Raw genomic sequence first — 19,911 nt, forward strand, 5'->3', positions numbered from 1 at the left:
GCGATCTCCGCGACGAAGGACGGCAGCGGCCGGCATAATGCGCCGATGACCCAAGGCATCCGACTGGTCGGCTTCGATGCCGACGACACGCTCTGGCGTAGCCAGGACTACTTCGACGAAGCGCAGCTGGAGTTCGAGCGCATCGTCGGGCGCTATGTGGATCTGGCCGACGGTCGCGTCGCCGAAGCGCTGTACGCGGTCGAGACCGCCAACATCGCGGTCTTCGGCTACGGCGTAAAGGGCATGGCGCTGTCGATGATCGAATCGGCGACCCAGATCACCGGTGGGCGGATCGCCGCAGCCGATCTCCATCGCATCGTCGAGATGGCCAAGGCGATGTTGCGACACCCGGTCGAATTGCTGCCCGGCATCCGCGATGCGGTCGCGGCCGTCGCCGAGCGTTTCGATGTGGTGCTGATCACCAAGGGCGACCTGTTCCACCAGGAGGCCAAGGTGCGCGACTCGGGGCTGTCGGACCTGTTCGGCCGCATCGAGATCGTCAGCGAGAAGGATGCGGCGACTTATGCGCGCGTACTGGGCGAGTTCGATGTCGACGCGCAGGCCTTCCTGATGGTGGGCAACTCGCTGCGCTCGGACATCGCGCCGGTTCTCGCACTCGGCGGCTGGGGCGTGTACATGCCCTACCGCACGACCTGGATGCACGAAACGCAGGCCGACATCGTCGAAGGCAGCGAGCGCATGCGCGAAGTCGCCACGCCGGACCGCCTGCCCGAAGCGGTGGTTGAACTGGCGGCGCAGGCAATCGCATCGCGTTGAGCGCCTGAAATCCGCGTTGAGCGCGCGTAACCGTTTCCAATTTGAATGCGCTGTTTACGCGGCGTGGCTGCATCGGTGCGACGCGGGAAATATTGCACGACGATTCATTTCGAGCACGGCATGTTGGGCGCACAGGCCGCCGCGGTGGTGGCCGCGTCGCAGGAGAGTCCGATGACATCCAACACTCTGACCCGCTGGATGTGGCCGGCCGCGTTGGCTACCGGCCTGGCCACGACCTTCGCAGTGCCGACGCCGGCCCGCGCCAGTGACGACCTCGTGCAGGTGATCGTGGACATTGCCGACGTCGTGATGCGTGGCGACACCGCCTACGACCGGCGCGGCGGCTATGGCTACGATGATCGCCTGCGCGTGTCCTACGACCGCCACGGCCGGCCGGTGTACTACCGCACTGCGCCGCGCAGCCATGGCCGCCATCATCCTGGTCCGCCGCGCTATGCCGCCGAGCGCCATCGCCACCACGAGCGTGCGCGCGGCAGGACCGAATGCGACCGCCGCGGCCGCTGCACGACGTACTACTACGATCCGCGCGAGGACCGGGGACGTCGAGGCGGGTGGCGCTGAGGAGGCGATCGGGCGTCCATCCAGGCGAATGTCAATCCAGCGAATCGCCGCCTTCGGGCGGCGATTCGCGTTTCGGGATCGCGTCGGGGTGTTGCGCGACGATGCGGTGGCGTTGCCGAGACTGCGCTCAGTCGGCGCGGTGCCGGGTGTCGTCGTTGCGCGGTACGTTGCGCAGGCTGTTCTCGGCGTCCTGGCCCACGCGCGTGGCCACATGGTCGAGCGCGATCCAGTAGGCCCCCAGACCCAATGCGATGACGCCGGCCGCGATGCCCCAGCGCAGCATGCGCGGCGCGCGCGTGGTGGTTCGATGCGGCTCCATCTTGCAGGTGTCCTCGCTTGCGGTGTTGGGCTATCGTCGGCCTCTGTGCGTCGCGGCGGCGTCGAAGCCGCGATGTGATCCGACCAGGTTCTGCCCCGAGTAACTGCCCGATGCGTCCGCTATCCGCTGCCGTATGCCTGTCGTGTCTGCTGCTGGCCGCCGTCGTGTCTTCGGCATCGGCCCAGGACGGCGCCCTGCCCACAAACGCTGCAGACGCCAGCGAAGACGCCGTGCCCGATCCCGGGACCGGCGATGCCTGGCTCGACACCTGGCTTGAGGATGTCGATCTGTATGCGGCGCGCTACCGGGACGCGTTCGTCGACGAGGTCGCGCGTTATCAGGTCGCACCGCGGGCGCTGGTCGAACAACTGCTCGACGAGGCGGGCATGCGCGCCGGCGATGTCTATTTCGCCTGTGCCGTGGGCCGGGCGTTGGGTCGGCCTTGCCGCGAGATCGCCGCACACTGGCGACGCGATCGCAGCGGCGGCTGGGTCGGCGTGCTCGAGCGCCTCGGCGCAGCGCAGGGCGGCGAGCCGGTGGTGCGGGTCAAGCGTGGCCTGGTGGCGAGCTATGACCGCTGGGCGCGGCCGATCCAGCTCGATGCGTCCCTGCGACGGGCGTTTCCCGACCGCGAGCCCTGACGACCGCCGGCGCGCGATCTGCGCGCGCCGGCGTCGACTTCAGCCGATGGCCAGCGTCTTGTTCTTGCGCTCGGCCAAGCGCTTTTCCAGGTAATGGATGTTCTGACCACCCGCGTGGAAGCCTTGGTCGCGCATGATCCGCTGCTGCAGCGGGATGTTGGTCTTGATGCCGTCGACCACCATCTCCGACAGCGCCACCCGCATCCGGCAGATCGCCTGCTCGCGGTCGGCGCCGTGCACGATCAGCTTGCCGATCATCGAGTCGTAGTTCGGCGGGACCGCATAGCCTTCGTAGACATGCGTATCGACCCGCACGCCCGGGCCGCCGGGCGCGTGGAAATGCAGGATCGTGCCGGGCGAGGGCAGGAAGCTCTCGGGGTCTTCGGCGTTGATGCGGCATTCGATCGCGTGGCCGGTCAGCACCACGTCCTCCTGGCGGATCGACAGCTTGTGGCCCGAGGCAATCATCAGCTGCTCGCGCACCAGATCGATGCCGGTCACCATCTCGGTCACCGGATGCTCGACCTGGATGCGGGTGTTCATTTCGATGAAGTAGAAGCGGCCGTTCTCGTACAGGAACTCGAACGTGCCCGCGCCGCGATAGCCGATGCGGATGCAGGCGTCCACGCAGACCTTGCCGATCTGCGCGCGCGCCTCGGGCGTGATGCCCGGCGCCGGCGCTTCCTCGACGACTTTCTGGTGCCGGCGCTGCATCGAGCAATCGCGCTCGCCCAGATGGATCGCGCCGCCCTGGCCGTCGGCCAGCACCTGGATCTCCACGTGGCGCGGGTTCTCCAGGAACTTCTCCATGTAGACCATGTCGTTGCCGAACGCGGCCTTGGCTTCCTGCTTGGTCGTGGCGATCGCGTTGACCAGCGCGGCCTCGGTGTGCACCACGCGCATGCCGCGCCCACCGCCGCCGCCGGCCGCCTTGACGATGACCGGATAGCCGATCTCGCGGGCGATCTTGACGTTGGTCGCCGGGTCGTCGCCGAGCGGGCCGCCGGAGCCGGGCACGCAGGGCACACCGGCCTCCTTCATCGCGCGGATCGCCTCGACCTTGTCGCCCATCAGGCGGATGGTCTCGGCCTTCGGGCCGATGAACACGAAGCCCGACTGCTCGACGCGTTCGGCGAAGTCGGCGTTCTCACTGAGGAAGCCGTAGCCGGGGTGGATCGCCTGGGCGTCGGTGACCTCGGCCGCGGCGATGATTGCCGGCATGTCGAGATAGCTGCGGTTGGACGGCGGCGGGCCGATGCAGACCGACTCATCGGCCATGGCCACGTGCTTGAGGTTGCGGTCGACGGTGGAATGCACCGCGACCGTGCGGATGCCGAGCGTATGGCACGCGCGCAGGATGCGCAGCGCGATCTCGCCCCGGTTGGCGATGACGACTTTTTCAAGCATCGGGGCGGCCTCAGCCGATCACGAACAACGGCTGATCGAACTCGACCGGCTGGCCGCTTTCGCACAGGATCGCGGCGACCGTGCCCGAGGTCTCGGCCTCGATCGGATTGAACATCTTCATCGCCTCGATGATGCCCAGCGTGTCGCCGGCCTTGACCTGCTGGCCGACCGACACGAACGGCGGCTTGTCCGGTGCGGGCGAGGCGTAGAACGTGCCGACCATCGGCGACTTGGTGACCTGGCCGGGCGGGAGGTCGTCGCCGCCCTTGGGCGTGCCGCCGGTGGCGGCCTCGACCGGGGAGCTCATCGGCATCACCGGCTCGGGCGCGCGCGGGGCGGGAGCCGGGGCTGGGGCATAGGCCGCCGGCGCGGCCGCGACCGAGGTGCGCGACAGGCGGACCGATTCCTCGCCTTCCTTGATCTCGATTTCGGTCAGGTTGGACTCCTCGAGCAGGTCGATGAGCTTCTTGATCTTTCTCAGGTCCATGGCGGGCCTCGTGGTTGTCGGCGGAATGGCGGACAGGCTTACAGCGCGCGAAGCTGCTGCAACTGTCCGATGCGAAGACGGGTGTGGTCGATCAGGCACGTCAGGCGGGCGTCGTTGCGACCGCTGCCGCCGATGGCGAGGGCGAAGATGGCGTCGCAATCCCGGGCGCGGAAGCGCTGCCAGGCAGCGTGTGCGTCCGCGAGCGCGGCGGCCGCAGCGTCGCAGGCACCGACGCATCCGTCGGGATCGGCCATCGCGGCGATGGTGGCGGCCTGGGCTTGCTCGAGCTCGGCGTCCAGGCGCGTGTACTCGGCAGACATGCACAGCGCAGCGGTGTCGGTCGACAGCGGCGCGACGCAATCGGCCTCGTTCAGCGGGTCGGCAGAGGCCGCCAGCGGCCAGGCTGCCGCGATGCCTGCCAGCCACCAGGCGGAGACGGGACCGCGGCGCGTCATGCGACCGGCTCCAGCCTGCGCAGCGCAGCATCGAGCGCGTAGCGGTAGCTGTCGGTACCGAAACCGCAGACCACGCCGATCGCCAGGTCGCTGAAATAACTGGTGTGCCGGAACGGCTCGCGACGGTGGGGATTCGACAGGTGGATCTCGATGAACGGGATCACGACCGCGGCCAGGGCGTCGCGCAGCGCGACCGAGGTATGGGTGAAGGCCGCGGGGTTGAGCAGGATCATCGCCGTGCCGTCGGCCCGGGCCGCCTGGACGCGGTCGACGAGCACATGCTCGGCATTCGACTGCAGGCTCTCGAGCGTGTGGCCGGCCGCGGCGGCGCCCTCGCGCAACATCGTGTCGATGTCGGCGAGCGTCGCATGGCCATAGACCTCCGGCTCGCGCGTGCCGAGCAGATTGAGGTTGGGACCATGCAGGACGAGGATCGACGCCATCGGGCACCGGGTGCGGGAGGTGCGCGAAGTCTGCGGGATGTCTCCATAGCTGTCCAGTTCGCAGACGTTCGGCGATTTTAAACGGCCGTTTGATTTTCCCGCTCAGCGCGTTGCCCAGTCCTCGGTCTCTCCGTGCGCGAACGGGCCGATCCGCTGCTTGCGCACCCGGCCCTGCGCATCGATCAGCACCGTATAGGGCAGCACGCCGCGCGGGTTGCCCAGGCGCACACCGGCATCGGCCGGGCCGGGCGCGTCGATCGCAATCGGGTAGGTCACCGGGATGCGCGCCAGAAACGCCTGTACGGCGTCGGCGTCGTCGAGCGCGATACCGAGCACTTGCACGCCATCGGCGCCCTGTTCGCGGGCGAAGCGCTCGAGTTCGGGCATTTCCTCGATGCAGGGGCCGCACCAACTGGCCCAGAGGTTCACCAGCACCGGGCGCCCGGCGTAGGCGTCGGGCAACTGCAGCCGTCCGCCGTCGAGCAATGCGATCTCGAAGCGGGGGACCGGCTCGCCGCGCCGGGCCATGGTCACGCCGGTGGGCGGCGGCTCCGCGGCGGCGACCAAGGCATCGTTGTACAGGCGCTGGCCGGCCTCGGTGCCGAGCAGTGGGCCCGGGCCGGAGACGAACAGGCTGGCGAGCACGCCCAGTCCGCCGGCCACGAGGGCGACCGCGACGATCGCCAGGGTGCCGCCGAGCCGCTTCACTGCGGGGCACCCGCGCGTTCGAGTGCGCCGGTCACGACCGCCTCGCTCAGCAGCGCCGGCAGCACCTCGCCCTCGCCGCCGCCCCGCGGGTAGACCACATAAAGCGGGACACCGACGGCGCCATGCGCCTCGAGGAATGCGCCGATCTGCGGATCGACGTTGGTCCAGTCGCCCACCATGTACGTCGCACCCGCGCGCGCCAGCGCGTCGCGGAACGGCGGCTGCGACAGCACGCGTCGCTCGTTGGCCTTGCAGGTCACACACCAGTCGGCGGTCATGTTGACGAACACCGGCGTGCCGGCCTCGCGCAGCGCCTGCAGGCGCTGCGCCGAGTACGCGACCTCATCGTCCGTGTCGGCGGCGATTGCGCGGGGCGTGTCGGCCTGCGCATCGCGGACCGCATAGGCGGCCGGCAGCAGCGACACCACCAGCAGCGCCAGCGCCAGTGCGCGCGAGATTCCGCCACCAGTCCAGCGGCGGCGTTCGAACCACCACAGCGCGAGTGCGAACAACACCAAGCCGGCGAGCAGCAACGTCATCGCGTTCACGCCCGCCTGCCGCCCGAACACCCACAGCAGCCAAAGCGCTGTGAGGTACATGGGGAATGCCAGCGCCTGCTTGAACGTCTCCATCCACGCGCCGGGCTTGGGCAGGCGGTCGGCGAGCGCCGGCACCAGCCCGATCAGCAGGAACGGCAGTGCCAGGCCCAGACCGAGCATCAGGAACACCGCCAGCGCCAGCGCGGCGGGCGCAGCGAATGCGTAGGCCAGCGCCCCGCCCATGAACGGCGCGATGCAGGGGCTCGCGACCACGCAGGCCAGGACACCGGTGAAGAAGTCGCCACTGGGCCCGGTGCGTGCGGCCAGCGCCTGGCCGAGGTTGCCGACCCGGCCGCCGAGCGTGAACACGCCCGACAGGCTCAGCCCGACCGCGAACATCAGGTACACCAGCGCGGCCACGAACCAGGGCTGCTGCAACTGGAAGCCCCAGCCCAGCGCTTGGCCGGCGGCGCGCAGCGCCAGCACCAGCAGGCCGACCGCGGCGAACGCGACCAGCACGCCGGCCGTGTACCACAGCGCATGCGCCCGGGCCCGCGCACGGCTGCCGCCGCTCTGGGCCAGGCCCAGCACCTTCAACGACAGGATCGGCAGCACGCAGGGCATCAGATTCAGCACCAGGCCACCGAGCAATGCCAAGACGAGCGCCGCCAGCAGGCTGGTGCGCGGCGTGGTGGGCGGGCGGGTGCGCGCGGCGTTGTCGGCGACCGCATCGCTGCCGGCCGCGACCGCGACGGCGCCATCCGGGGCGGCCTCAGGCGAGCGCGGTGTGGTGGCATTGGCGTCGGCAGGTGCCGGCGCGGCGTCGGCGGTGCCTGCTGGAGCGGCTTCAGGCGTGGACGTGTCGGGCGCGGTCGCAGCGGTCGTCGTCGTGCCGGCAGGCAACGTCACCTGCACACGACGCGTCATCGGCGGGTAGCAGATGCCATCGGTCTGGCAGCCCTGGAAGGTCGCCACCACCTCGACCTCGGCGGCATCGGGCCGGCTGCGCAGCACCGGCAGCGGCACATCGACCTGGTCGAAGTACACGGTCACCGCGCCGAAATGATCGTCGTGATGCGCCTTGCCGGCGGGCCAGCGCGGCTCGCCGGCGCGGATGCCTGCCGCGCCCTCGACCGTGAAGCGGTTGCGGTCCTGATAGAGGTAATAGCCAGGCGCCGGGGTGAAGCGCATCAGGAGGGTATTGCCGTCCTGCGCGATCGCCTCGAACGCGAACGCGCGCTCGGCAGGCAACGCATCGCCCGTCCCCGACAGCGCCCGCCCCAACGCCGCAAAGCCGGGGTCAGCGTCGCTTGTTGCCGCAGGCGCCGTCGCGTCAGGGCGCGAGAAAAGCGACGCTGACCCCGGTTTTGCGGGGGGCAGGGCGACCTGGAGGGTACGGGTCTGCGGGGGGTAGCAGATGCCGGCGTCGGCGCAGCCCTGGTACTTGACCTGCAGTGCGACGCGGCGCGTGTCGGCGCTGGGGTGTCCGTCCAGCGTCGCGACCAGGCGATCGCGGTAGGTCTCGACTTCGCCGAAGAACTCGTCGACGTGGCGGTGGCCGTCGGGCAGGGTCAGCGTGGTGGCCCCGAAGCTGCCGTCGGCCACCTGGGCCGCAGTGCGGTGGCGATACAGGTAGTAACCGTCTGCGATTTTCCAGCGGATCTCGATGCGGTCGTGCGCGACCGCTGTGGCCGAAAGCGCCAGGGCCTCGTCGACCGGCAGCACATCGTCGAAGTCGACGGCGGCGACAGGCGCCACCGCGCCCAACAACGTGGCCGCGAGCAGGCCATACCAGGGGCGACAGGCCTGGCGGCGGAGGTGCGCAGCCTGGGTCAGGAACGAGGCAGAGAAGAACGTACGCATCGCGGCAGTATCGCAGGCCGCCCCTTGCGCTGCCCAACCGGGATTTCAGTCTGCCTCGCCGGTCTCGATCGGTGCGGTCTCGTCATCGACCCACCGCAGGTAATCGGCGAGCCCGCCGGCGACCGGCAGCGCGACGAGCGCAGGGGTGTCATAAGGATGCAGCGCCCGCAGCCGCTCGGTCAGCGCTTCGAGCCGGTCGGCCGTGGTCTTGATCACCAGCAGGACCTCGGCATCGCTCTGGACCTGGCCCTGCCAGCGATAGATCGAGGTCACTCCCGGGACGAGATTGACGCAGGCGGCCAGCCGGGCATCGACCAGCGCACGGGCGACGTGCTGGGCCGTGGCGTCATCGGGGCAGGTGTTCAGGCAAGTCAGAACAGGCATTTAGCCAAGGTATCGGCTCAGCGCTCAATGTGCACGCGGTGTGCACAACTTCGGCGCGACGCTGCGCCGGCCCGTTGGGGATGGTCTATCCCGCCGGTGGGCAGTTCACGCGTCCAACGATTAGTGAACTCGCCGGTATACTTAACTTTCCTTCCCCTACGCTGTCTTGGCGGTCCCCATGCGCCTTCGCTCGTCTTTCGTCCTCGCTGCCGGTCTCGTCCTGGCCGCGCCGCTTGCCGCCCAGGCGGCCTCCCCCATCGATGTTGGTGTCGGCGTCTCGGCCACGCGCGAGAACGAGACCACCGTGGTCGCGACCGCGGCCTGGATGCCGGAGTGGCGGCGCACCGCCCACGGCGTCCTGCGCTGGGAGCTGGGTGCGATCTATGTCCGTGCCCGCGACAACACCCGTTTCGATCTCGACGAGGATGTCGGCGTCGTTCATGGCGGCGCCCGCTACGAGCGCGACAACGGATTCACCGCCGGCTTCGGCGTCGGCGCGCAGATTGGCCAGACCGATGCGCTGTCGGGCAATCCGCAGTTCGTCAGCACCATCGGCTGGCGCTGGCAGCGTTTCTCGCTGCTGGCCCGGCACATCTCCAACGCCAGCATCAAGCAGCCCAACGACGGCGAGACCATGCTCGTCGCCGCCTGGCGCTTCCGCTGAGCCACCGCCAGCGTGTCTGCCTGCCCCGGCCCTGTGCCGGGGCAGTGCGTTTGGGTGATCTGATGATTTTTCTGCGCGCCCCCTTGTAAAGCCGGCACGCGCACCCATCTCCCCTCGCGTCCCGGGTTGCCGGGGTGCGTGCGCCGCGCGTTCTAGCAGTCCCCAAGGGCGAGTGCTAGAATTCGGGCCCGTTTTCTTCACAATCAATCACTTAGAGAGGGTTGGAATGAGCAATCTCAAGCCGCTGTACGACCGCGTCGTGGTCAAGCCCGTCGAGGCCGAAGAGAAGACTGCCGGCGGCATCCTGATCCCGGACAACGCCAAGGAAAAGCCCACCAAGGGCGAAGTCGTCGCCGTCGGCGAGGGCAAGGCCCTGGATAACGGCAGCGTGCGCGCGCCGAAGGTCAAGGTCGGCGACATCGTGATTTACGGTCAGTACTCGGGCAGCGCCTACAAGGCCGAAGGCATCGAATACAAGATCGTGAAGGAAGACGACATCCTCGCGATCGTCGGCTGATCGAAAGCGAAGGACGTCAAGGCGTTCGCGAGCGGGCAATCGAGGCGTCAGCGCCCACCCCGTTCCTTGCGACTCAGCTGTGTCCTGCGCGTTTCCAAATTCCTAATCCCCTATCCCAATTCCGGAGTTTTCAATGGCTGCTAAGGAAATCCGCTTCGGCGAAGACGCACGCTCCAAGATGGTGCGCGGCGTCAACGTGCTCGCCAACGCCGTCAAGGCGACCCTCGGCCCGAAGGGCCGCAACGTCGTGCTTGAGAAGAGCTTCGGCGCGCCGACGATCACCAAGGACGGCGTGTCCGTCGCCAAGGAGATCGAACTGGCCGACAAGTTCGAGAACATGGGCGCGCAGATGGTCAAGGAGGTCGCCTCCAAGACGTCCGACAACGCCGGTGACGGCACCACGACCGCGACCGTGCTCGCCCAGGCGTTCATCCGCGAGGGCTCGAAGGCCGTCGCCGCCGGCATGAACCCGATGGACCTCAAGCGCGGTATCGACAAGGCCGTGCAGGCCGCCGTCGCCGAGCTCAAGAAGCTGTCCAAGCCGACGGCCGACGACAAGGCGATCGCCCAGGTCGGTACGATCTCGGCCAACTCCGACGAGTCGATCGGCACGATCATCGCCGACGCGATGAAGAAGGTCGGCAAGGAAGGCGTGATCACGGTCGAGGAAGGCTCGGGCCTGGAGAACGAACTCGACGTCGTCGAGGGCATGCAGTTCGACCGCGGCTACCTGTCGCCGTACTTCGTCAACAACCAGCAGTCGCAGACCGCCGACCTCGACGATCCGTTCATCCTGCTGCACGACAAGAAGATCTCCAACGTCCGTGACCTGCTGCCCGTCCTCGAAGGCGTGGCCAAGGCCGGCAAGCCGCTGCTGATCGTCGCCGAGGAAGTCGAGGGCGAGGCCCTGGCCACGCTCGTCGTCAACACCATCCGCGGCATCGTCAAGGTCGTGGCCGTCAAGGCCCCGGGCTTCGGCGACCGTCGCAAGGCGATGCTCGAAGACATGGCCGTGCTGACCGGCGGCACCGTGATCTCCGAGGAAGTGGGTCTGTCGCTCGAGAAGGCGACGATCAACGACCTGGGCCGCGCCAAGAAGGTGCAGGTCTCCAAGGAGAACACCACGATCATCGACGGCGCCGGCGACACCGGTTCGATCGAGTCGCGCATCAAGCAGATCAAGGCGCAGATCGAGGAGACCTCCTCGGACTACGACCGCGAGAAGCTGCAGGAGCGCGTGGCCAAGCTGGCCGGCGGCGTTGCGGTGATCAAGGTCGGCGCGTCGACCGAGATCGAAATGAAGGAGAAGAAGGCCCGCGTCGAAGACGCCCTGCACGCCACGCGCGCAGCGGTCGAGGAAGGCGTGGTCCCGGGCGGCGGCGTCGCGCTGATCCGCGCGCTGGCTGCGATCTCCGACCTGAAGGGTGCCAACGAAGACCAGAACCACGGCATCGCGATCGCACTGCGTGCGATGGAAGCCCCGCTGCGCGAGATCGTGACCAATGCCGGCGAAGAGCCGTCGGTCATCGTCAACAACGTCAAGGGCGGCACCGGTAACTACGGTTACAACGCTGCCAATGGCGAGTACGGCGACATGGTCGAGTTCGGCATCCTGGATCCGACCAAGGTCACCCGCACCGCGCTGCAGAACGCCGCGTCGATCGCCGGTCTGATGATCACGACCGAAGCGATGGTCGCCGAGCTGCCGAAGAAGGACGAGCCGGCGATGCCGCCGGGCGGTGGCATGGGCGGCATGGGCGGTATGGATTTCTGATCCAGCCCTCCGCTTGACCGCAACACCCGAGACCCCCGCGCAAGCGGGGGTCTTTTTTTTGTGACGGGTGGGCTCCGGGCGGCCTGTTCTCTGCGCGCGTGATGGGCACTGGATGGATGGCGGGTGGGGCCTGCCAGGGCATCGACCCATCCTGTGAGGCGCGACGCGATCAACGCAGGCGCCGCGCCTGCGCAATGCGCAGCCGCGTGCTGAACGATCGGGTGGGGCTGCCGAGTCGTGTTCGGCGCCGTCACCGATCATCGGCGATGCTGTCGCCATGACGACCACGCCTGCCTCCTGGATCCGCGCGCACCGGCGAGGGCTGCGCCTGGGCGCGGTCCTGCTCGTGGTGCTGTACCTGCTCTACCTGATCGCCGCCAACGTGCTGCTCAACAGCGCGTTCGGCGAACGCCTGGTCAATCGCAAGCCCGAGCGCTATCACGCGCAGTGGTCCTGGGCGATGAGCCTGTACCCCGGACATATCCACGCGCGCGATGTGGTGATGGGCGGGCACGCCCGCACCAACCTGTGGACGGCCGCCACGCCGCGTGCCAATGGCCGGATCAAGCTGTTGCCGCTGCTGTGGCACGAGGTCGCGTTCGGCACCATCCGCGCGCAGGACGTCTCGGTGCATGTCGCGCGTACGCCGCACGACATGCCGACCACCCAGCGTCCGGGACGCAAGCCCTGGACGCTGCGCTTCGATGCGATCACCACGCCGAGCCTGTTGCGTTTCGACTTCTACGAGGCGCGCGTGACCGGGCACGGCGACGCGAAGTTCGTGTTCGAAAAACAGCTGGAGGGCGGGCCGATGGAGGTCGGGCGCTCGACGTTGCACATGCCCGATGCGACCCTGCAGGTCGGGGGCGTGGAACTGCTGCGCAAGGGCACGCTGGACTTCGAGATCGCGATGCCCGGCCACATCCGCGAGCAGGCGCAGGGCGTGGACAAGCTGGTGCTGGTCGATCTGCGGCTGTGGGTCGACGGCCCGGCGCCGGGTGTCGATCTGGTGGCCCACAACGACAATGCGTTGCCGATCGGGACAGCCGCGACATCCGGCAAGTTGCGTGCCGACCTGCAGTTGCAGCGCGGCGTGCTGATGCCCGGCAGCCGGCTCGACTGGTCGGCGCCGGTGTTCTCGCGCGGCGCCGACGGCGCGCCGCTGCGCCATCCGCTCGGCGTGGCGCTGCGCACCGCGCCCGATACGATCGCGCTCGCGGCGCGGGTGCCGGCGCCGGCGACCGGCACGCCTTGGCTGCGCGCCGACCTGCATGTCGACGACCGCCGGATCGGGCCGGGCGACTGGCTCCGTCCTCTCCGTGCGCTCGGCGGGACCGTCGGGACGCAGTGGCCGGCGGTCCCGCTGCGCTGGGTCGATGTGCTGCTCGACGATGTCGACTGGCTGTCCTTCGACGGCCGGGCTGACGTCGATGCCGCGCTCGCCCTGCAGCAGGGCCGCTTGCGGCCCGGGAGCCGGATCGACGTGCGCGACGCACGCGTGCGCGCCCGCGTGCTCGACAACCGGCTCGAAGGCGCCGCGCATGCCGCGATGCGCATGCAAGAGGCCGAGGACGACGCGCCGCGGACCACCATCGTGATCGAGATGGACCGCTTCACCCTGGCGCCCGAGGCCTCGCCCGAACGCATCGATCTGCGCGGGCGCGACCTGCGCCTGGAGCTTGCGTCCAGCGGTCCGCTGGCCGAATTCCACGAGCACCTGGACGCGCGGCTGCGGTTCGACGATGCCCAGGTGCCGGATCTGCGCAGCTTCAACCGCTATCTGCCTGGGGACAGCGCACGGCTGCTGGGCGGCAGTGGGCAGGCGAGTGGCGATCTGCGTCTGGACAATGCCGGCGAGATGGCCAGCGGACGGCTGCAGGTGCGCGGCAGCGGTGTCCGGCTCGCGCTCGGGCCCTCGCGGCTGACCGGCGATGTCGCGCTCGACAGCCACCTGACGCGGGCACAGAAGGTGGGGCGCCATTACACGATCGACTCGGTGGCCGCGCGCCTGGATGGCGTGCGCCTGGAGGGCGAGGCGAGCCAGGCGGCTGCCCCGTGGTGGGCGCGCCTGGCGCTCGAGCAGGGCACGCTGCAGTGGAAGGAGCCGTTCGAGGTGGCGGGCCACGGCCAGGTCGACATGCGCGACATCAGCGTGCTGCTGGGCCTGTTCGCCGAGCGGCGGGTGCTGCCGCGCTGGATCGGCAACCTGGTCGACGCCGGCCAGGTCCATGCGACGGGCGACTTGCGCATGCGCAACAAGGAACTGGTCTTCGATCGTATCGAGGCGAGCAACGACCGCGTCGACCTGAAGGCCAAGCTGCGGATCGACGACGGCCATCCGGCCGGCGATCTGTACGCGCGCTGGGGCGTACTGGGGCTGGGCGTGGAGCTGCAGGGCGGCGAGCGCACGCTGCATATCGCCGGCGCGCGCGACTGGTACGAGGGGCGGCCGCCGTTGCTGCCCAGGTCTGCCCGGTGAGGCGATGGTCGCAGATGCAACCGTCGCATCGCCCGGAACGACGTGCTATCAATGCCCCCATGAACCGCGTCGCCGCCTTCTATCGTTGGTATTGGTTTCCCACGCCCCCGGCGGTGGAAGGCCTGCGCGTACCCTGACGATCTCGGTTCACACGCATCCCCGAAAGCCGCCAGCGACCCTGGCGGCTTTTTTCATGCCCGCACTTACGCTCCCATCCAGGATGTTCCGCATGCCCCCCGATACCGACGACCTGCGTATCCGCGACCTGCAGCCGCTCACGCCCCCGATGCAGCTGTTGGCCGAACTGCCCTGCGAGGAGGCGATGTCGTCGACCGTCGCCGAGGCCCGCGCGGCCTGCCACGCCATCCTCCACGGCCATGACGACCGGCTGATCGTCGTCGTCGGCCCGTGTTCGATCCACGATCCGGTCGCGGCGATGGACTATGCGCAGCGGCTGCGCGCGCTGCGCGACACGCACGGCGATGCGCTGGAGCTGGTCATGCGCGTGTACTTCGAGAAGCCGCGCACGACGATCGGCTGGAAGGGGCTGATCAACGACCCCGATCTCGACGGCAGTTTCCGCATCGACCGCGGGCTGCGGCTCGCGCGCAGCCTGCTGCGCGATGTCAACGCCCTTGGGCTGCCGGCCGGCGTGGAGTTCCTCGACATCATCAGCCCCCAGTACCTGGCCGACCTCGTCGCCTGGGGCGCGATCGGCGCCCGGACCACCGAGAGCCAGGTGCATCGCGAGATGGCGTCGGGGCTGTCTTGCCCGGTCGGCTTCAAGAACGGCACCGGCGGCGATGTGCGCATCGCGGTCGATGCGGTCGGCGCCGCGTCGCACCCGCATCATTTCCTTGCCGTGGGCAAGGATGGGCGCTGCGCGATCGCCGCCACCGCCGGTAACCCGGATTGCCATGTGATCCTGCGCGGCGGCGTTCGCCCCAACTACGACGCGGCCAGCGTCGAGGCCGCCGCCCAGGTGCTCGTCGGCAACGGCCTGCGTCCGGCACTGATGGTCGACGCCAGCCATGCCAACAGCGGCAAGAATCCGGACAACCAGCCCGCAGTGATCGCCGACATCGCCGACCGCATTGCGGGCGGCGAACGGCGCGTCGTGGGGACGATGATCGAAAGCCATCTGGTTGCCGGCAAGCAGGCGCTCGGCCCCGGCCGGGCACTGACCTACGGCCAGAGCATCACCGACGGCTGCATCGACTGGGCAACGACGGTCGACGTGCTCGACCGGCTGGCCGATGCGGTCCGGACCCGCCGGAGCCGGGCCGACGCGCAGGCGGCGTGACCATTGCCGGGGGGCGGTGGCGCAGCCGCGCGTGGTGCGCTCAGGCCGCGCTGCCGGCCGCCATGCCCGATGCCCAGGCCCACTGGAAGTTGTAGCCGCCCAGCCAGCCGGTCACATCGAGCACCTCGCCGACGAAGTACAGCCCTGGCACATGCCGTGATTCGAGCGTGCGCGAAGACACCGCCTGGGTGTCGACGCCGCCGAGCGTGACCTCGGCGGTGCGGTAGCCCTCGGTGCCGCTGGCGACCAGCGGCCAGGCCTGCAGCAGCGCCGCGGTGTCGTGCAGCTGCGCCGGCGTGTACTGCCGCATCGGCCGGCTCGCCAGCCACACCTCGCATAGGCGCTGTGCGAATCGGCGCGGCATCACCTCGGCAAGCACGGTCCGCAGTTCGGATGCCGGGCGCTCGGCCTGTTGTGCCTGCAGCCACGCCAGCGCGTCGCGGCCCGGCAGCAGGTCCAGGCGCAGGTCGTCGCCGGGCTGCCAATAGGAAGAGATCTGCAGGATCGCCGGGCCGCTGAGGCCGCGATGGGTGATCAGCATGCGGTTGCGGAACGCGGCGCCATTGCAGCCGGCTTCGACATCCAACGCGACGCCCGACAGCTCGGCCAGCCGCTCCTGGTGCTTGCCGCTGAGGGTCAGTGGCACCAGCCCGGCCCGCGTGGGCAGCAGGGCATGCCCGAATGCGTGTGCGATCTCGTAGCCGAACCCACTCGCCCCCAGGCTCGGGATCGACAGCCCGCCGGTCGCCACGATCAAGGACGCGCACTGCAGCGTGCCGATCGCGGTCCCCAGCCGAAAGCCGCCCTCTACGGCGCGCGGCAGTTGCACCGCGCAATGCGTGCGGACCTGCACGCCGACCGCCTGCGCCTCGTCGAGCAGCATGCGCACGATCTGCTTCGAGGCGCCATCGCAGAACAACTGCCCGAGTTCCTTCTCGTGCCAGGCGATGCCATGGCGGTCGACCAGATCGATGAAGTCCTGCGGCGTGTAACGCGCCAGCGCGGACTTGCAGAAGTGCGGATTCGAGGACAGGTACTGCGCCGGCGTGGTGCCGGTGTTGGTGAAGTTGCAGTGGCCGCCGCCCGACATCAGGATCTTCTTGCCGACCTTGTTGGCGTGGTCGAGCACCAGCACCCGGCGACCGCGCTGGCCGGCCGCGATCGCGGCCATCAGTCCGGCCGCGCCCGCCCCCAGGACGATCACGTCCGGATCCTGGTGGGGTGGGGAGGTGACGACGGAATCGGGCATCGGGACGGCACGGCGGTGAGCGGGGGCGCAGTCTAGGCCGTCTGCCGCCTCGATGCCTCGGCGGTGAGGTCGGGCGTGGTCTCTGCATGGTGCTCACATGGCCCTGAATAGGCTGCGCCATCTTCCTCGATAATGCAGCCATGGATCTCAAGAGCGGCTATCCGTTCTGGGCCGTCCGCAACGGCCTGATGCATGCCTTTCCCAAGCTCTGCCAGGACCTCAACTGCGACGTGCTGGTGCTCGGCGGCGGGATCACCGGTGCGCTGATCGCCGACGAACTGGTCGCGCACGGGCACGAGGTCGTGGTGCTCGAGCAGCGCGATGTCGCCTGGGGCAGCAGCGCGGCGAGTACCGCCCTGCTGCAGTACGAGATCGATACGCACCTGGTGGACCTGGCACAGCGTTACGGCGAGGACGACGCGGCGCTGGCCTATCGCGCCTGTGGCGAGGCGATCGACCTGCTCGCCTGCATCGCCCGCGACGTGCGCGATGTCGACTTCGAGCGCACCGGCAGCCTCTACTACGCCAGCCGGCAGCGCGACGTCCCGGCGCTGCGGGACGAGTACGTCGCGCGTCGCCGGCACGGGTTCGATATCGAGTATCTCGACGGGCCCACGGTGCAGGCGCGCTACGGTTTCCAGGCACCGGCCGCGCTGCTCAGCGCGCAGGCCGCCCAGGTCGATCCCTACCGCTTCGCCTCGCGATTGCTGGCGCGGCTGGCCCGGCGCGGCGCCGGTGTCTACGACCGCACCAAGGTCGTGGACCTGCAGGCGCGCAGCCGCGACGTGCTCGCAACGACCGATGCCGGTGCCCAGGTCCGCGCCCGCCATGTCGTCGTCGCGGCCGGCTACGCCAGCCAGCACTGGCTGCCCAAACGGGTGGCGCGCAACCGCAGCAGTTACGCGTTCGTCACCGATCCCCTGGACGACGACCTGCCCGAGCGGCTGGCGCGGCTGCTGGTCTGGGAGACCGCGCGGCCGTACCTGTACCTGCGCACCACTGGCGACCGTCGCCTGCTGATCGGCGGCGAGGATGACGCGGTCGACGTGCCCGCCCGCCGCGATGCGCGCGTCGACAAGAAGGCGCGCCGGCTGATGAAGCGGGTGCATGCGCTCTGGCCCGAGCTCGACCTGCAACCGACCTTCGCCTGGGCCGGTACCTTCGCCGAAACCGAGGACGGCCTGCCGTTCTTCGGTCCGCATCCGGCGACCGGGCCGCGCGTGCACTACGCGATGGCCTACGGTGGCAACGGCATCACGTATTCGATGCTCGGTGCCGGGCTGTTGCGCGCCGGGATCGAGCGTCGCCGGCATCCGCTGGCCCGGCTGTTCGCGTTCGACCGGCTCGACTGCTGACGGCGCGCCGCATCCGCATTTGCCTGCGCATGGATAATCGGTGCGATGACCGCGCCCACGCTCTGGCACCTGTACCTGCTCGAATGCCGCGACGGCAGTTGGTACGCCGGCATCACCAACGATCTCGACGCGCGGTTCAAAGCGCATGCGGCCGGTCGCGGCGCGAAGTACACGCGCGGCAATCCACCGGTGCGCATCCTCGCCAGCCGCGTCTACCCCGACCGCGCCAGCGCCTCGCGCGCCGAATGGCAACTCAAGCGCCTGCCTCGCGCGCGCAAACTGGCTTGGCTGCAGGCGCAGCCCGAGGCCTGACCTGGCAAACGGCCCTGTCTGTTGCGCGACCTGCGGCAGGCCGGCGTTCGCTGCTTCAGCGCGTCGCGCGCATGTCGCCGGTGTCGAGCCAGCGCTGGTGCCAGGACAGCGCCTCGGGCAACAGATGCGGCGTGTGCTTGCCGTAGCTCTCGCGCAGCGCGCGCGCGAAGTAGTCCTCGAGCGCGTCGCGATAGTCCGGATGCGCGCAGCGGTCGATCAGCACCCGCGCGCGCTGCTTGGGCGAGAGCCCGCGCAGATCGGCCAGGCCGTACTCGGTGACGACGATCGAAACATCGTGCTCGGTGTGGTCGACGTGGCTGACCATCGGCACGATCGACGAGATCGTGCCGTTCTTGGCCGTGCTCGGGCTCATGAAGATCGACAGGAAGCCGTTGCGGGCGAAGTCGCCCGAGCCGCCGATGCCGTTCTGCATGCGGCTGCCCATGATGTGGGTCGAATTGACGTTGCCGTAGATGTCGACCTCGACCATGCCGTTCATGCCGATGCAGCCCAGGCGGCGGACGAGTTCGGGATGGTTGGAGATCTCCTGGGTACGCAGCACGATGCGCTCGCGGAAGAAGCCGATGTTGGCCTCGAAGCGCAGGCTGGCTTCCGGGCTCAGCGCAAAGCCGGTGCACGAGGCGCTGCGCAGCACGCCCGATTCGAGCAGGTCGAGCATGCCGTCCTGGATGACCTCGGTGAACGCGGTCAGGTCGCGGAAGCCGCTGTCGGCAAGGTTGGCCAGCACTGCATTGGGGATGTTGCCCACGCCCGACTGCAGCGGCAGCAGCCCCTTGGGCAGCCGACCCTTGGCGACCTCGTGCTGCAGGAACTCGACCAGGAACGCAGCGATGCGCTGGCTGGCCTCGTCGGGCGGGTTGAACGGGCTGTTGCGGTCGGGGGCCGCGGTGCGCACGATCGCGACGATCTTGTCCGGGTCGCAGCGCAGTGCGGTCTCGCCGATGCGGTCGTCGGCGTGTTCGAGCGGGATCGGGCGGCGCTGCGGCGGCAGCGCGGTGCCGTAGTAGATGTCGTGCATGCCTTCGAGCGCGAGCGGCTGCACCTCGTTGACCTCGACGATCACGCGCTTGGCCAAGTCCAACCAGGTCTTGCTGTTGCCGACCGAGGTCGACGGCACGATAGTGCCGTCCTCGCGGATCGCCACCGCCTCGATCACCGCCACGTCGATGTCGCCGTAGAAGCCGAACCACGCATGCTGGGCGACGTGGCTCAGGTGTGCGTCGATATAGGCCAGGCTGCCGTCGTTGATGCGGCGGCGCGCCTCGGGATCGCTCTGGAACGGCAGGCGCAACGCGATGCCATCGACCTTGGCCAGTGCGCCGTCGAGCTCGGGCGCGGTCGAGGCACCGGTGAGCAGTCGGATCTGGAACGGCTGCCCCGCGGCATGGACCTGCTCGATGCGTGCGGCCAGCGCCACCGGCACCGCCTTGGGGTAACCCGAGCCGGTGAAGCCGCTCATTGCGACGGTCTGGCCCGGTTCGATCAGCGCGGCTGCCTGCTCGGGCGTGACGATGCGGCTGCGCAGGGCGGCGTTGCGGATACGGTCTTCGGTCATGACGGGCACAGGGGGACGTGAAGTCCCGATTATCGCGTGGGCAGCCGGATCGTGCAGGACCCGCGCGGTGGCGCGTG

20 protein-coding genes are annotated in these 19,911 nt (G+C 69.2%); 10 read left to right on the plus strand and 10 right to left on the minus strand.

The features are described 5' to 3' along the window. Positions 1-45: 45 nt before the first annotated feature. Positions 46-777, plus strand: a complete 732-nt coding sequence (locus WAF18_RS04140) for an HAD family hydrolase (protein ID WP_337244010.1) — start codon at positions 46-48, stop codon at positions 775-777. A gap of 171 nt (positions 778-948) precedes the next feature. Next, the gene (locus tag WAF18_RS04145; RefSeq protein ID WP_337244011.1) at positions 949-1,359 is read left to right on the plus strand and encodes a hypothetical protein; all 411 of its coding nucleotides are present in this window, start codon (positions 949-951) and stop codon (positions 1,357-1,359) included. A gap of 127 nt (positions 1,360-1,486) precedes the next feature. On the opposite strand, the gene WAF18_RS04150 is transcribed toward WAF18_RS04145, so the two are convergent. Further along, positions 1,487-1,678 (minus strand): hypothetical protein, encoded by a 192-nt coding sequence (locus WAF18_RS04150; RefSeq protein WP_183427851.1) that lies wholly within the window; start codon positions 1,676-1,678, stop codon positions 1,487-1,489. A gap of 110 nt (positions 1,679-1,788) precedes the next feature. On the opposite strand from WAF18_RS04150, the gene WAF18_RS04155 reads away from it, so the two are divergent. Continuing rightward, on the plus strand, positions 1,789-2,319 hold the full coding sequence (locus WAF18_RS04155; protein ID WP_337244012.1) for a hypothetical protein: 531 nt from the start codon (positions 1,789-1,791) through the stop codon (positions 2,317-2,319). Between the two features lie 39 nt (positions 2,320-2,358). On the opposite strand, the gene accC is transcribed toward WAF18_RS04155, so the two are convergent. The 7 genes from accC to cutA all read right to left on the minus strand — a co-directional run bounded on the left by accC (position 2,359) and on the right by cutA (position 8,605). Then, positions 2,359-3,726: an acetyl-CoA carboxylase biotin carboxylase subunit gene (gene accC, locus WAF18_RS04160; RefSeq protein WP_183427853.1), complete on the minus strand. Its 1,368-nt coding sequence runs from the start codon at positions 3,724-3,726 to the stop codon at positions 2,359-2,361. 10 nt (positions 3,727-3,736) lie between these two features. Beyond that, a complete protein-coding gene (accB, locus tag WAF18_RS04165; RefSeq protein ID WP_337244013.1) occupies positions 3,737-4,213 on the minus strand; it encodes an acetyl-CoA carboxylase biotin carboxyl carrier protein in 477 nt (158 codons plus the stop codon). Between the two features lie 38 nt (positions 4,214-4,251). Then, on the minus strand, positions 4,252-4,668 hold the full coding sequence (locus WAF18_RS04170; protein ID WP_337244014.1) for a lysozyme inhibitor LprI family protein: 417 nt from the start codon (positions 4,666-4,668) through the stop codon (positions 4,252-4,254). Next, positions 4,665-5,111, minus strand: a complete 447-nt coding sequence (aroQ, locus tag WAF18_RS04175; protein ID WP_337244015.1) for a type II 3-dehydroquinate dehydratase — start codon at positions 5,109-5,111, stop codon at positions 4,665-4,667. The genes WAF18_RS04170 and aroQ overlap by 4 nt, the downstream gene beginning before the upstream one ends. A 102-nt stretch (positions 5,112-5,213) precedes the next feature. Next, positions 5,214-5,819 (minus strand): TlpA disulfide reductase family protein, encoded by a 606-nt coding sequence (locus WAF18_RS04180; RefSeq protein WP_337244016.1) that lies wholly within the window; start codon positions 5,817-5,819, stop codon positions 5,214-5,216. Further along, the gene (locus tag WAF18_RS04185; RefSeq protein WP_337244017.1) at positions 5,816-8,221 is read right to left on the minus strand and encodes a protein-disulfide reductase DsbD; all 2,406 of its coding nucleotides are present in this window, start codon (positions 8,219-8,221) and stop codon (positions 5,816-5,818) included. The genes WAF18_RS04180 and WAF18_RS04185 overlap by 4 nt, the downstream gene beginning before the upstream one ends. 45 nt (positions 8,222-8,266) lie before the next feature. Next, positions 8,267-8,605, minus strand: a complete 339-nt coding sequence (gene cutA / locus WAF18_RS04190) for a divalent-cation tolerance protein CutA (RefSeq protein ID WP_337244018.1) — start codon at positions 8,603-8,605, stop codon at positions 8,267-8,269. A gap of 178 nt (positions 8,606-8,783) precedes the next feature. On the opposite strand from cutA, the gene WAF18_RS04195 reads away from it, so the two are divergent. The 5 genes from WAF18_RS04195 (at position 8,784) to WAF18_RS04215 (ending at position 15,342) form a co-directional block, all read left to right on the plus strand. Next, entirely contained in the window at positions 8,784-9,269 is a 486-nt protein-coding gene (locus WAF18_RS04195) for an acyloxyacyl hydrolase (RefSeq protein ID WP_337244019.1), read from the plus strand. A gap of 226 nt (positions 9,270-9,495) precedes the next feature. Further along, entirely contained in the window at positions 9,496-9,786 is a 291-nt protein-coding gene (groES, locus tag WAF18_RS04200) for a co-chaperone GroES (RefSeq protein WP_183427860.1), read from the plus strand. A 133-nt stretch (positions 9,787-9,919) separates the two neighbouring features. Further along, complete coding sequence (gene groL, locus WAF18_RS04205; RefSeq protein ID WP_183427861.1) at positions 9,920-11,560, plus strand: chaperonin GroEL; 1,641 nt, start codon at positions 9,920-9,922, stop codon at positions 11,558-11,560. 277 nt (positions 11,561-11,837) lie between these two features. Further along, a complete protein-coding gene (locus WAF18_RS04210) occupies positions 11,838-14,039 on the plus strand; it encodes a hypothetical protein (protein ID WP_337244020.1) in 2,202 nt (733 codons plus the stop codon). Between the two features lie 229 nt (positions 14,040-14,268). Further along, a complete protein-coding gene (locus WAF18_RS04215; protein WP_183427863.1) occupies positions 14,269-15,342 on the plus strand; it encodes a 3-deoxy-7-phosphoheptulonate synthase in 1,074 nt (357 codons plus the stop codon). A gap of 40 nt (positions 15,343-15,382) precedes the next feature. Here WAF18_RS04215 and WAF18_RS04220 read toward each other — a convergent pair whose 3' ends face one another. Beyond that, entirely contained in the window at positions 15,383-16,591 is a 1,209-nt protein-coding gene (locus WAF18_RS04220) for an NAD(P)/FAD-dependent oxidoreductase (protein ID WP_337244021.1), read from the minus strand. A 140-nt stretch (positions 16,592-16,731) separates the two neighbouring features. On the opposite strand from WAF18_RS04220, the gene WAF18_RS04225 reads away from it, so the two are divergent. Next, positions 16,732-17,946: an FAD-dependent oxidoreductase gene (locus WAF18_RS04225; RefSeq protein WP_337244022.1), complete on the plus strand. Its 1,215-nt coding sequence runs from the start codon at positions 16,732-16,734 to the stop codon at positions 17,944-17,946. Between the two features lie 45 nt (positions 17,947-17,991). Continuing rightward, on the plus strand, positions 17,992-18,258 hold the full coding sequence (locus tag WAF18_RS04230; protein ID WP_337244023.1) for a GIY-YIG nuclease family protein: 267 nt from the start codon (positions 17,992-17,994) through the stop codon (positions 18,256-18,258). Positions 18,259-18,313: 55 nt separating this feature from the next. On the opposite strand, the gene WAF18_RS04235 is transcribed toward WAF18_RS04230, so the two are convergent. Continuing rightward, entirely contained in the window at positions 18,314-19,834 is a 1,521-nt protein-coding gene (locus tag WAF18_RS04235; RefSeq protein ID WP_337244024.1) for an acetyl-CoA hydrolase/transferase family protein, read from the minus strand. Positions 19,835-19,911: the final 77 nt, after the last annotated feature.

This window comes from Luteimonas sp. gir, from assembly GCF_037198055.1.
GTDB lineage: Bacteria > Pseudomonadota > Gammaproteobacteria > Xanthomonadales > Xanthomonadaceae > Luteimonas > Luteimonas citri_A.